9 protein-coding genes are annotated in these 13,818 nt (G+C 35.5%); all 9 read right to left on the reverse strand.

The annotated features are described in order from the left end of the window. Window positions 1-12: 12 nt before the first annotated feature. The 9 genes from ABVM53_RS05225 to ABVM53_RS05265 all read right to left on the reverse strand — a co-directional run bounded on the left by ABVM53_RS05225 (window position 13) and on the right by ABVM53_RS05265 (window position 13,812). The gene (locus ABVM53_RS05225; RefSeq protein WP_128757849.1) at window positions 13-1,290 is read right to left on the reverse strand and encodes an MFS transporter; all 1,278 of its coding nucleotides are present in this window, start codon (window positions 1,288-1,290) and stop codon (window positions 13-15) included. Between the two features lie 144 nt (window positions 1,291-1,434). Beyond that, a complete protein-coding gene (locus ABVM53_RS05230) occupies window positions 1,435-2,142 on the reverse strand; it encodes a FadR/GntR family transcriptional regulator (protein WP_405330234.1) in 708 nt (235 codons plus the stop codon). 187 nt (window positions 2,143-2,329) lie between these two features. After that, window positions 2,330-3,235, reverse strand: coding sequence for a polysaccharide lyase family 7 protein (locus ABVM53_RS05235; protein WP_405330236.1), 906 nt, complete (start codon window positions 3,233-3,235; stop codon window positions 2,330-2,332). A gap of 16 nt (window positions 3,236-3,251) precedes the next feature. Beyond that, window positions 3,252-4,124 carry a PKD domain-containing protein gene (locus tag ABVM53_RS05240; protein ID WP_405330238.1) on the reverse strand — a complete coding sequence of 291 codons (873 nt, stop codon included), beginning with the start codon at window positions 4,122-4,124 and terminating at the stop codon, window positions 3,252-3,254. 18 nt (window positions 4,125-4,142) lie between these two features. Next, window positions 4,143-5,564: a RagB/SusD family nutrient uptake outer membrane protein gene (locus ABVM53_RS05245; RefSeq protein ID WP_405330239.1), complete on the reverse strand. Its 1,422-nt coding sequence runs from the start codon at window positions 5,562-5,564 to the stop codon at window positions 4,143-4,145. A 28-nt stretch (window positions 5,565-5,592) separates the two neighbouring features. Beyond that, on the reverse strand, window positions 5,593-8,646 hold the full coding sequence (locus ABVM53_RS05250; RefSeq protein ID WP_405330241.1) for a SusC/RagA family TonB-linked outer membrane protein: 3,054 nt from the start codon (window positions 8,644-8,646) through the stop codon (window positions 5,593-5,595). Window positions 8,647-8,932: 286 nt separating this feature from the next. After that, window positions 8,933-9,277 carry a cupin domain-containing protein gene (locus tag ABVM53_RS05255; protein ID WP_371455798.1) on the reverse strand — a complete coding sequence of 115 codons (345 nt, stop codon included), beginning with the start codon at window positions 9,275-9,277 and terminating at the stop codon, window positions 8,933-8,935. A gap of 10 nt (window positions 9,278-9,287) precedes the next feature. After that, complete coding sequence (locus ABVM53_RS05260) at window positions 9,288-11,555, reverse strand: alginate lyase family protein (RefSeq protein WP_405330243.1); 2,268 nt, start codon at window positions 11,553-11,555, stop codon at window positions 9,288-9,290. 7 nt (window positions 11,556-11,562) lie between these two features. Further along, window positions 11,563-13,812, reverse strand: a complete 2,250-nt coding sequence (locus ABVM53_RS05265) for a heparinase II/III family protein (protein WP_405330245.1) — start codon at window positions 13,810-13,812, stop codon at window positions 11,563-11,565. Window positions 13,813-13,818: the final 6 nt, after the last annotated feature.

A 13,818-nucleotide genomic window follows, 5' to 3' on the forward strand; every position in this document is an offset into this window, starting at 1 on the left:
ATCGTATTAAAATTATTCTACTTCGACAGGTCTCACCTTACGGATTAAAACCAATATCGATAAAACTGCCAGCGGTGCTAATACCGCAATTAATATAAACGCCGGAGCGTAAGATTGAACTGTAATTTGAGGGATTAACCAGTTCATAATTATTACCGAAACAGCACCTACACTACCAGCTAATCCAGCTAATGTACCTACCGATGGCCCTCTAAAAAGATCACTTGATAAAGTCTGAATATTACCTATTGCAAACTGGAATCCAAATAATACCACTCCTGTTATGTAAATAAATGACATAGGACTATCTGGTTGAACAAAGAAAATAATACCGAGCAGACCTAGGAAAATCAATACACCCCCTATGGTAATTGTTATTTTCCTAGCTGCATCTGTAGTTTTTGTTTCCATAAGCTTTCCGCAATACCAGCCTCCTAATAAACTACCGGCCATACCTCCTAAATAAGAGATCCAGATTGTAGAACCTATTTGCTCAATACTAAAATCATATTCTGAATGTAAATACAAAGGCATCCAGCCTACAAAAAGCCACCATATAGGCTCAATGAAAAAACGGGCAGATAAAACCCCCCAAGATTCTTTATAGCTTAGGATCTTAACAAGACTTAAGCCTTTTTCTTTCTCATCGTCCATATCAAAAACATTTTCGATACTTCCCTGAGTTATAAATTTCTTTTCTTCCTCTGTAATCCAAGGATGTTTTCTAGGCTTTGCTTTGTTTATGAATAACCACGGAATAATCCAGATTAATCCGAGAAAACCTATTATTATAAAGGTAGTTCTCCACCCAAATTTACCGTATAAAAAAGCTATTAAAACAGGAGCAATCACACTTCCTAAACTAGCCCCAGCATTAAAAATTCCTTGCGCTACTGCACGTTGTTTTACCGGAAACCATTCTCCATTACTCTTTACAGCACCCGGCCAGTTTCCTGCTTCACCCAGACCTAATAAAGCTCTAAATATGGTTAACGAGATTAGTCCTCTAGCTACTGCATGAAAAATCGAAGCTACAGACCACACGGTAATAGAAACAACAAAACCCATACGTGTTCCTATCATATCATATAATTTCCCAGAAAGAAACTTACCTGCTGCATACGTGATCATAAATACATTAAGCATAATGGCATAATCAGACTCGTCCATACCTAAATCCTTACCCATTTCTGGCCACATAACCCCAAAGGCAGTACGGTCTATATAATTGATTACTGTGGCTAAACAGATCAACCCGATAACCCACCAGCGTAATCCTTTTACTTTCATATTTGAATTATTTTATAACAATTGCCTAATAATTTGGCAAAAAAATTCCTTGCTAAATTTTTATACTCAAAAATTTAGTATTTATATTTTGTAAAATAAATGCTTGAAGTCGCAGTATTTAAACTACTAGAACTTGAAAGCTTCTTATAAATCTACGTTATAGCAATACTTATAAAGACTTTTAAAATGAACCTTCATAAGCTCTTTACTTCGCTGAACATCTTTATTCTTAATAGCCTCGAAAATAGACTTATGCTCTTCAATACCTTTAAATGTTTGATCATCACCACAAACATGATATTTCTCAAAATTTGTAATGATTTCAGGAGTAATAATTAGCATAAGCGTATTTAAACTTGGATTTCCACTTGCTTTAGCTATTGCGAGATGAAAAAGTAAATCTTCCTGAACTGCATCCTCACCTAACAAGGCCTTTTCAGTGTAGGCGTCAAGTGCCTGCTTCATATGCTTTAATTGCTCTTCGGTACGTCGTTGAGCAGCTAGTCTAACCGTCTTTAATTCTAGAAGTATCCTGGTTTCAACTAATGATTTAAAATCAGGTTTCTCGAGGTTTAAAATCTCGTTAATCATTCCATTTAATGCAGTAACTCCCAGTTTTGCTACAAATGTTCCACTTTGCGGTATAGATTCTAAAATTCCATAAAACTCTAATGACTGTATCGCCTCTCTAATCGCGCTTCTGCTAACTTCAAACTTTTCAGATAACATGCGCTCTGATGGAAGTTTATCACCAGGCTCCAGATTTTTGTAATTGATATGATCTCTTATCTTAGAAATGATATCATTTTGTAACCCTCTATTATCTGTTTTATTTAAAGCTTCTATCTTCATAAACATTAAAAAGTTTAAGGTTAAACTGGTTTACCAGATTGGTTTATCAAATTTAAGTATTATAAAACGATTTATAAAGTAAAAGTTAATCCATTAACCTAGCCTTGACTTTAGGTGTGTTAAGGCTAGGTACCGGACTCCAAAAACTAATAAACAAACTTTAAACAAATACTTAGAATTTTAATTCTTAGTGACTAACTTCTAACTTATAGAATTTTACACTAGCATGTGATCCCGCATCTCTGGATTGAAAATAATTCCCAGCTTTGAAGTAGTTTTCAAACACCCCCCACTTCTTCATATGAATGTCATCATAAACGGCAAATTCTGTATTATTAAGACTTACAATCATTTTTCCGTCAGATACGTCTACTTCAATATTGAATTTTTTAAAACCAACTTCCTGATCAAAGGTGCGCCCTTCATCGTCATCCCAAGCATCTTCATGGAGAATATCCTCATCAGAAGCATTTAAATCTTTTAAGACTTTTGTTTTGACCCGAATTTTCCCATTCTGCCAATAAATCTTGAGAATTGGAGGTGCATTGTTATCAGATTGACCAATACGTTCTTTCTGCTCATTAGTAAGACGCCCGTGGATTTGTAAAATAATTACACGGTGGTATTTGCCATCACTATCTTTAGTCACTTCCTCCATGGCGATGCGGGCTTTCAACTTCCCTCCCTGCGCAAATGTCCAGTTAACATTATCATCACCCGGAACCATCTGCTCCCTCAATTCTGATCTACTGTATTTAGTGTTTGCAGTTGTCGCGTTTGAAGGATAGGCGTGAAAAACCAGTGCTCCTGCTGTAGAATCATTGTACATAAATGGTTTTAAGACAGGATTTGTCGCATAGTTCAATATTTCTGGTGGCTCTACACTAATGGCGCCTCCCTTTCCTGATCCTTCAGGAATTGTAACCTTCCAATGCGAGAGATCAATATCGGGTAGTTTTGTACGATCTTCATCTATTTGATTTTGATCTAAAACTACTTCCTCTTCTACAACCATAGGCCCATGCTCTTGTGAACAAGCAGTGGCACCTACTAGCTGTATTGCAAAAATAAGTATGTATTTATATAAGTACATAGTAACGAATAGTGATTTATTCCGCAGGAATTATAGAAACATCATCCAGATAAGATTCACTTGCATTTGATCCTGAATCAAATAATATAGAGATCTCTCCACTTGCTCCAGTTTCAAATTCTACAACTAATCTGTTGAAATTTCCTTTACCTCCATTTACATCTCCTACAGTCTGCCCCAATAAAGAAGCTGATGAAAATTCACTATAGTTAGATAATTGACCGTCAATGACAGTTCCTCTTACCGTATCTCCGTCTGATTGTATAGCATAATATGCCGTTAAAATATACTTTGTATTTGGAGAAACTGTTACCGCTTGATAAGTAACTCTAGGACTGTTTGAACTAGCAGCAGTGTATTTTGCACCACGAGTACCATTGCGACCATCTGATGTTGTCTGATGAATGCTTCCACCACTTATTCTCCAGCAATCTCTACTATCACCACTACCACATACATCTAGACCATCTTGAAAATCTGCTGCCCCTATAACTGGTGTAATTGCTGTAGGCGCCTCTGGCTCTACTATTGTTATTTCTGAAGTAAAAGTGTCTGATTTACCTAAAGCATCTGATGCTGTTAAAGTAATCGTATAAGTGCCTTCATCTGGATATGTATTTGCCGCATCTACTGTTGTAGCTGTATTACCATCTCCAAAATCCCAGACATACGTTGTTGCACTTCCTGAGAAATTTGCAAAATTATAGGTTAGAAAATCGGCATCACTTTGAGAAGCAGTAAAACTTGCTTCGGGTGGCGTAAGATCTTCTATAGAACCCTCTTCTGGCAAATCGTACTCAAAATCACAAGCTGTTAAACCGAATAGCATGCAACCTGCAACTAGAAACTTTGAAAAGTTTATACCGGCTATTTGTTTTATAGTGTTCATCTTATAAGTTTTTTAATTTTAGTAACCTGGATTTTGAGACATCAAACCATTACTTAGGTTAATTTCTCTTTGTGGAATAGGCAGTAATAAATCTGTAGCATTAAAACTATAGCCGTTTGCATCTGAAAATGCTGAAAGAACTTGTTGAGCAGCTCCAAAACGAACTAGGTCAAAAAAGCGGTGATTTTCAAAAGCTAATTCTACACGACGCTCTGCAAGTAAATCTTCTTTCGTTATTGAAGTAACGGGAGTCGTTAGACCTGCACGATTTCTAACACGCTGAAAAGAATTTATTGCCGCAGTTGCAGAAGTTTGTTGACCATCTGCAAGAATCGCTTCCACGTGCATAAGTAGCACATCTGCAAAGCGCAGAATAATCCAGTCATTACCCGCTAATTCTGGGTTACTTGCTGTAGGAGCAATTCCCAAATTTGTATCTCCGTTCGGGATGTACTTAGCAACTTGATATTGTGTAGGCTGCGCTGCATCTTGTCTGTATGAATATGGTGTTCTGCTACCGCCAAGATTATCTAATGCCTCACGAGCATCTGCAGTTACATAGTTTACACCACTTGTACGACCTACAGAGTTTAACCATTCTGCAGAAATATTTTGACTATCTGAAGTAAGATCTGAAGTATATCCTATTGCAAATATTACTTCATTATTATTTTCAGTATAGAAAACATCTTTAAAATTGGGCTCAAGTGAAAATCCGCTTCCTATTACACTTTCTAATAGCGTTTGTGCTTCCGCATAATTTGTTCCTTGTGTTAAATACACTTTAGCAAGTAAAGTTTGTGCAGCTGCTCTTGACGCTCTGTTTTTGTATGTATTATCAAGACCAGAAACAGCAGTTTGCAAATCAGAAATAATAAGATTATAGACTTCGCTAGTTGCTACTCGAGTATATGAAATTTCACGTTCTAATGGACCAATTAAACGATCTATAAGTGGAATATCGCCATATAAACGAACTAAGTTAAAATATGCATATGCTCTTACAAATTTTGCTTCAGCTTCAAATGAAGCAGCCATTTCTGGTGAAGCGGCATCCAGACTTGACAGTACTAGATTTGCTCGGTAGATAATCTCATAGAAACTTATATAATAATTACTTACAATACCGTTACTCGCTGTAACTGTATAGCTTTCAAACTGGGCAGCTTCCCCTTCGCTCGATTTAGTACGTGTATTATCACTACGCATTTCAGTAAGATAATATTCTCTCTGAATACTAAAATTGTCTGTTAGGTTGTTAGAATTAATTCCTTGAATTGCATCATACATACCTATCACTCCAGACTCAATCTCGTCATCATTAGAAAAGTAACTTTCTGAAGATACTGCAGATTCAGGAAGTGGCTCCAGAAAATCATCTCCACAAGACATTAAGAGTCCGGTGAAAATTAGCAGAATAAATGGATATATTTTTTTCATAATCGTGTTCTTTTTGCTTTTTATATTCTTAAAAATCAGCATTAATACCAAAAGATATTGTTCTGAATATAGGAGAACCACCACGCTGATACCCGTAAGTTGTAGGTGATGTATCATCTATAGACTCTGGATTAAAACCAGTATAATCATCTGCAGTTAGATACATAAGGTTTTGACCAGCAGCATAAACTCTCATTCCGGTTAATCCTATTTTCGAAGTAAGTGTTTTTGGGAAATTGTAACCAATGTTTACATTTCTTAATGCTACGTACGATGCATCTTGCACTATAGAGTTTGTAAAGATTTTTTCCTTAATAAATCCTTGATTAGGAGTTGTCTGAATATTGAAATCCTGACCGCTATTAAAGTGATTAAATATATACTGGTCACCCATATTACGTACTTCGGCACCATGACTTCCTTGAAAAAGGAAACTAATATCTACATTACCTATTTTAAAATCATTAGATATACTCCATACTAAATCTGGATATGGACTTCCTAATATTGTTTTATCATCATCATCGATAAGACCATCCCCGTTTAAATCTTTTACATATACATCTTGTGCTTCACCTCCTATTGGAAAATAAGGCTGTTGTAAATTTTCTAACGCGATTTCCTCATCTACAACCCAACCGTAGAAAGAAGATATTGGCTGGCCTTGAAGGTTAATCCATTCTGCAGCACGCTTATCATCTGTAATTTGAATTTGACCATTAGAATCTGCAAAATCGGTTAATTCATTATCATTCATAGATGCAAGAATCGTAGTGCTCCATTGAAAGTTAGGAGTTGAAATATTACGAGTACGTAATTCAAATTCAACACCACTATTTACAACTTCACCAATATTAACAAGTGCATTTCTAAAACCAGTAGTAGAACTTACCGGGTTAAAAAGTAATAATTGATCACTGGTACGTTTGTAGTAATCTACAGACCCTGTAATTCTATTGTTTAAGATTCCAAAATCAAGACCTGGGTTATATTCTCTAGAACGCTCCCACTGTAAATCTGGGTTTGCAATATTTAAAGCAATATAAGCAGATTGTAAACTTCCGTCTATAGTTGCAGAAGAAGGTCCTAATAAAGGCAATGAAGGATATAGATCAATAATATCGCTACCCGTATCTAAATCTTTGTTCCCTGTAAATCCATAACTAAATCTAAATTTAAGAGAGCTTAATGTATTGCTTTCTTTTAAGAAATCTTCTTGAGCAATATCCCAACCTACTGAAACCGCAGGGAAATCACCATACTTATTATCTGATCCAAAAACTGAACTACCATCTCTTCTATAACTTACAGAAGCTAAATACTTGTCTGCATATGCGTAGTTTATCCGTGCAAAATATGATTGAAAACGCTCTGCAAATTTATAAGAGTCAATATTTGTTAATACAGTTGCAGCTGTAAGCGTACGTATTAAGTCTGAAGTATAACCCGTTCCTAATGAACTCTCACCAGAATAATCCCACTTTTCAAAAGAGATACCTGCAAGCGCATCAAATTCATGTTCACCGAAATTTTTGTTATAAGTTAAAAATGTTTCAGAAGCAATGTGAATTTGAGTCTCATTAGATACTTCATAACTAGCGTCTGCAGCACCGTTTCTACTTGATAAGACACCTTGCCATCTGTCACGTTTTGTGCTTTGATAATCCCCAGAAAGAGTACTTCTTAATTTTAAATTATCGTATAATTCGTATTCTCCGTAAAAGTTTCCGTTAAGCTTAAATTTGTAATCATTACGATCGCGCTCGATTACTTTAGCAGCAGGATTGGTATTTGAAGTATCACTAATATCAATTAATGTTCCGTCGCCAAATAAGTCATAATTGTCAAAATGTCTTTGTACAGCATAATCTCCTATCTGAACATCAGGATAAACTGAACGATCTACATATTGAATTGTATTTGCATCATGGTAAACTGGTAACCATGGCGGCTGACGTAAGATGTCGTGTGTAGACCCATCAAATCTTCTCGTGTTTGTATATGATGGAGCAAGGTTACCACCTATCTTAAATTTATCACTTACATCAGAATCAAGTTTTAAACGCAAGTTATAACGCTTATAATCATCTGTCAATAAAACACCTTCATCGTGTAAGTAACCTAAGGAGATACTATACTTTGTATTCTCATTTCCTCCTCGTGCACTAAGTGAATGATTTTCAATCATTCCTCCATCAAAAATAATATCCTGCCAATCCTGATCGATTCCTATTTGCTGAATATATTGAGTTCTGGGGGAAAGCGATCCGGTAGCGGCGAGTTCTGCAGCGGCAGTTTTAGCTACAGAAAAATAGTAAGAATCGCTCTGGCGCGCTTCTTTAAAACCAGTGTAGCCTTGATAGCTAAATACAGTTTTACCTTCTTTACCTTGTTTAGTAGTAATAAGAATTACACCATTACCTCCACGAGAACCATAAATCGCAGCAGATGCAGCATCTTTAAGAACATCAAATGATGCAACCTCACTCATATCTAAACTCCCTAAGAAATCGTTATCGACAACAAGACCATCTACAACTATCAAAGGATCTGAGCTTCCGGTAAGAGACCCTGTACCTCTAATTCTAATAGTTGGAGCAGAACCTGCTTCCCCTTGTGTCGCCTGTACATTTACCCCAGAAATTTGACCCACAAGTGCATCATCTACACGAGATACGGGTAATTGATCCAGGTCTTCGTTAACCACACTAGAAACAGCACCTGTTAAGTGACTCTTTTTACGGGTACCGTAACCTACGACTACAACCTCATCGAGATTTTGAGCATCGTCTGCCAATGCTACATTAATTTCCTTTCTTCCATCTACCGATAACGTTTGCGTAGCGAAACCAACATAAGAAAATACAAGTTGTGAATCATCAGATACAGAGATCTCATAATTACCATCAAAATCTGTAACAACCCCAGAGGTTGTTCCAAATACTAATACGTTTACTCCCGGAACAGGACTGTTGTCCGAGGCGGCAGTTACTGTACCACGTACCATATAATTCTCTTGGGCAATTAATGCAAATTGACAGAGAAACATAATAAACGCAGTAGTTATAGTTTTAACATTCATAAGAAAAGGTTTATTCTTTAAATTATTACTACTTTATAAATAAGCTGATATCCACTTATTTACATTGGTATTCCAAAGTGGTTTACCAAATTGGTTTCCCAAATATATATATAATTAAACCATAAAAAAAACCTCCTAATGTTAAAATTTTTAGTTTTTGATAAAAAAGATCATTTAAATTCACATTAAGAAGATTTTGAATAGGGAATATTTAGAAAGACATAGTCTTAAAAAAAAACACCTTAGCAAAATTGCTAAGGTGTTTTTTAATAACCAAACAAACTATCTACATAAAATCTTCTCGAATAGGACTAAATACATCGATTAGCATCCCATCCTCTTTACACACGGCTCCGTGCATTACGTGAGGTGGTATGTAAAAAGAGTCGCCACCTTTAAGTAGTTTTGTCTCTTCTCCTATTGTAACTTCAAACTGACCTTTTACAACATAAGTTACTTGAGCATGATGATGCTCATGCATAGGCCCAATACTACCTTCCTTAAAGTCTACTTGCACCATCATAATGGTATCATCATATCCTTTAATTTTTCTTTTTACTCCTTCTCCTACAGTTTCCCAGGCAATTTCATCTCCTATTAAAAACTCTTTACTTGCTCCAAATGTTTTCATGCTATTCTCTTTATCGATTTATAAAATAATATGGTCCTTCCCATGAGTATGAAGTTCCATTAAGGGTTAAACTATGTTTTTCTGAAGAATCTGCCTTCAAATTTGATATTATTAATACGTTACTATTACCATCTTTATAAGTGATTTCTAAAGCGGTATAGGTGTCGGTATTTTGTATGATGTCGATCTTATCAATTATTGATTCTGTATTCTCTGCACGTTCAGTTACAGCATCATAGGTTCCGTGAGATTCTATTATATTAACAAAGATAACATCTCTCGCGTTTGATTTCCGTATAATGATGCCGGGCTCTCGTCTTAGATTAAATACTGGATCATTTGCTCCTTGCCTCACAAATAATAAACTGTCTCCTACCCGTGTCTTACTGCTTAGTGTATAAAATAGGTTATTATGCAACCAAGTTACTTTACTCAAATCTGAATTTGTAACTGCTGACGCCTCTTTCCATAAATGTTGATAGCCGTTTGACGCTCCTAAGGGTTTAAGTATAGATTCTGAAATAGGATTTACAGAATAATCCATTAACTGACCTTTATAATAAAATGGTAAATCATATTGATTAGCGTCCTTACTTTGTAATTTAAATATGTCAATAATGATTGGTTTTATTCCTTCCTTCGGAGACAGCATTGCTACTGTACGTAGCATTTCTGTGCCTTCATAGGCATTATGCTCCCTGGCACTTACAATTTGTATCAAATCATTACTCAAATCCTGAAAGTGAAGTTGGGAATGAAATGAACTTCCCGTTTTGAAATCCCCGTTAAAATGAGATGTTTCATTTTGCACAACAGTGTTATGCGCGATGGTCTGTTTTGCCCAAGTCGTATTTTCTTTTAGATAACCTCCACCATTTTTAGAATTTATATTTACAAAACGTGCTAAGCCATAATCAGGTAACACCTCGTCACCATTCTCATATATGGAATAGGAAAGTTTATCATAATGACCGTGACTGTTACCCTGAGCACTGTACTTGAAAACTAATTCTAAATCACTATCCTCTTTAGAACGTAGTATTGTGAGACCACCTTGATTACCTTTAGGACCGTCAGTAAAGTTAACAGACCTTTTTTGATAGGGTTCTATCTCATTCCGCTTAAGACCCAATGCGACAGCCAATCCGGCGTCATCTAAGGTTACCTCATTTTGGATTTCTGCAATTGATAACAACTCAGGATCTTTAGAACCATAATGATATGCAATATCCACACTATTGACCAAGGCATTATTGTAATAAGACATTCCTTTTTGACCATCATTTAAAGGAAAAAATCCGCCTTTAGAATCTGTAAGATCTATTAATGCATAAACTGCCTTAATTTGTACACTATCTTTATAGGCAAGTACTTTTAGTTCTGGCACCGTGTTTTCTAGCGCCACAGAAAAAGCTAAAAAAGGATACATCGCATAGCGCTGATAATAGGGTCCTTCTGTATAATATCCATCTGGTGAAAATGCCTCTTCTATATTTGCAATAAAACCGGCATCTTGTCCCGGCTTCTTAATTAGACCGCCATCATTATCTACCGCATTTGCATCAATACTGTCTTCTGGCAAGCCATAAAGTGCATAATTTATTAATTGATTATCACGCATTGCAAGTCCCATCATACCCACAGCTGCATTACCCCACGTACTGTGATTATGAATACGGTTAAAAAATTGTTGATTCTCCACGGAAAGAAATAATGCAAAAGGTTTGAACAATTTGGTTTCTAAAAACTTTCGGTCCTTTGGAGATAACCAGTCATAGATCGCATCATAACCTTGACTCATATTCACTAACCAGTTGGCATCATTCAGACATTGCCAAAATAGCTTTCCTCTAGAATAAGATCGCGTTTCTGGATGTAATGGCAGTTTTGGATACATTTGAGCGTATTTCATAAACATATCTTTGATGTAAGTAGCATACTTCTCATCTCCATATATTTGAAATAGAACACCTGCTTTTTGCACTACATCATAATTTTTTTTATGCTGTGTATGGGTGTAACCACCAGCCATGTCTTTAGGTATAGGGACTTCTATCTCTTCAACAATTATGGCATCTATCTCTGCTTTTGTTTGTGCTAATGATTTATCAAACAAGGGTATTGTTCCCAGATTCTCTTTAATTGACTCTAAGCCTTTTTTTGTAATTAATAAACCGTGATGTGAACTACTATCAAAATTATAAACCTGCTTTTTTGATTGCCCTATAGCATTAAAAAACATACAGAAAATCAATAGTTGTATATATACTTTGCTCATAATTATATTATTTCTTCATTTCGATTTTAATCGAAGCTCCCATTTTTAAAGTCTTCATAACTGCAGTTTTATTACTATCAGAATCTTGGTAAGTAAATGAAATTTCTTTTGTACTTAACGATCTTATTGTAATACCCCGCAAACCCTTTTCAATTAGAACATCTGCAGGTTCAATAAAATTAAATTTAAGGTTGCTAACGGTTGTGTTTATGACATTGAAAAAATAAGATTTATTTCCTCTATTAAGTTGAATTGTTTTGATGCCTGCTTTTGCTGTTGGAGTATAAATAACAGACCAGTCTTTGATATTTAATTTTGAGCTTGTTTCATCTATACGATTTAGATAGGTTTTAAAAGGAACAACAGCTGTCACAAAACTAAAATCGGTTCTATCATTCACTTTTGGCATAGCCCATTCTTTTCCTCTTGTTCCACTTAATGAAACGGTATCCACTTCTTGAAGTTGATAAATGTCTAATCCACTGCCATTGTCAAACGAACTTCTTAATAACTGCGGAGCTTCTTCTAATGTGTAGTGACCCTGCCATACTTGCTTATAGTTATGCGTATTAGCCGAACTGAAATTATCTTTAACTATCCAGAAATCTGTATCAATAAACAACACCTGTCTAGAATATTCAACTCCGTTTTCTTCGAAACCTGAATGTTTGCCAATATATACATCTAGGGAATCTGTTGAATCAAACAACAATGTTTTCGGTTGAGGCAAGCTCCCAAATTTTCCGAAGCCACTACCTCCTTTATTTGACTTGTAATCTACACCTTGTAAAAGAGTATCTACTAATGCCACATTTTTTACTTGAGAATTTTTAAATAATTCTAAATCCTCTAAGGAATACCGAACTTGATAATTTGGTAGAATCACTTTTTCATTCGCAAAAATTTGCAGCCCCAGCATATCACCATGCTGGTGATCTGGTTTTTCTGCATCGAGACCGGCTGAGATAACAAGCATTGCATCGTTTTTATCCCAGCCTCCTCGCATAACATAATAGCCAGTTTCTGGTAATTGTAGAGAACCAAAAGATGGCTTAGTACTTTTTATAGTTTTTAATTTATCTAGTTGTTCTTTTTTCAGAAACCAATAAATCTTTGAGGAGACATTGCTCTTTGCAAAATAACCCATTTCAGGATCTTCAAAAAGTAAGTAACCTAAGGTCAAAGTTCCTGATATATCATTACTTTCTGCCCAAGGCGTATCTGTGTCATCAGAAAAAACAGGAGCAGATTTATCAGGATATCCAATTTTCACAAGTGTTGAAAATAGATTGCGCAGCTTGTTTTCAAAATTTGCACTCAATTTCACATTGTTGTTTTGAGCCAATTGATATACATAAAAATAGTTTTCAATATCACTCATATGGTAATGTACCGAGCGCTCAAACTGAAAACCGTCTTTATTAATCTCCTTGTTTAGATGCTGCTCTAATAGATCTAAAGCTCTTTCTCTCCAGGCATCAGCATCCTTAAAATCATTAAATAATATAGACAACATTGCTAATGCAGACATCCCTCGCGTCTGGTGATTACCTGCCTGAAATGTATCATTCGTTTCATATAAATCTGAAGCGTGCTGCAGTAACGTTGCTATCGTAAGAAGCTGGTCTTCATCTGAGTATGCTTCAGAACCTAAATATAGATTGTGTATTTGCAACCAGTTTAAAATTCTATATCCAGACCTAAATACTTCATAGATACCATTGCCGCTTTCTATAGTTTCTACTTTATTGTTCTTTAAAGCAGCATTCAATGATTTTAACTGCTCTTTAAAGTAATTTACCTTCAGCGTATCCTTACCTGTATAGTAATATTGCATAGCAACATCAACCATTTTGTGTTGTCTCGCTAAGTGACGTAATGCATAAACATCAACCGCTTCTCCATTTTTATAATTAAAAGGTAACTGCCACACGGTGTTAGCCTTATATTTATTTTGATGATCTAAAGCTCGTATTGTATGTCCATCTTTTTCCTCGTAGAGCGCGGCATATTCTTCAAAGCGTGCATCATTGTTTTCCCAATTATAGAAGAAACCATTAGAAAATTGCTCTCTAAAATAAGCGGCTAAGGTTTCCGAAGAAATAACTTTAGAATCGCCTTGTAATTTTTGTTTAGTATCTTCATTTAAATACTCAGAAAGTTCTGTAATATCCAGAACTCGATTATTTGGAATCTGTTGTGCTAAACTTTTAAAATTAACGAGAACAAGCGCAGTAAAGAAGATGATATTTTTCATAGTTAC

The organism is Leeuwenhoekiella sp. LLG6367-2.1, assembly GCF_045055775.1.
GTDB lineage: Bacteria > Bacteroidota > Bacteroidia > Flavobacteriales > Flavobacteriaceae > Leeuwenhoekiella > Leeuwenhoekiella aequorea.

Bases quoted from the DNA above. Each gene is read 5' to 3' on its own strand.
- ABVM53_RS05235 (WP_405330236.1), bottom strand. From the start codon at position 3,235: ATGTACTTATATAAATACATACTTATTTTTGCAATACAGCTAGTAGGT.
- ABVM53_RS05265 (WP_405330245.1), bottom strand. From the start codon at position 13,812: ATGAAAAATATCATCTTCTTTACTGCGCTTGTTCTCGTTAATTTTAAA.
- ABVM53_RS05245 (WP_405330239.1), bottom strand. From the start codon at position 5,564: ATGAAAAAAATATATCCATTTATTCTGCTAATTTTCACCGGACTCTTA.
- ABVM53_RS05250 (WP_405330241.1), bottom strand. From the start codon at position 8,646: ATGAATGTTAAAACTATAACTACTGCGTTTATTATGTTTCTCTGTCAA.
- ABVM53_RS05225 (WP_128757849.1), bottom strand. From the start codon at position 1,290: ATGAAAGTAAAAGGATTACGCTGGTGGGTTATCGGGTTGATCTGTTTA.
- ABVM53_RS05255 (WP_371455798.1), bottom strand. From the start codon at position 9,277: ATGAAAACATTTGGAGCAAGTAAAGAGTTTTTAATAGGAGATGAAATT.
- ABVM53_RS05260 (WP_405330243.1), bottom strand. From the start codon at position 11,555: ATGAGCAAAGTATATATACAACTATTGATTTTCTGTATGTTTTTTAAT.
- ABVM53_RS05240 (WP_405330238.1), bottom strand. From the start codon at position 4,124: ATGAACACTATAAAACAAATAGCCGGTATAAACTTTTCAAAGTTTCTA.
- ABVM53_RS05230 (WP_405330234.1), bottom strand. From the start codon at position 2,142: ATGAAGATAGAAGCTTTAAATAAAACAGATAATAGAGGGTTACAAAAT.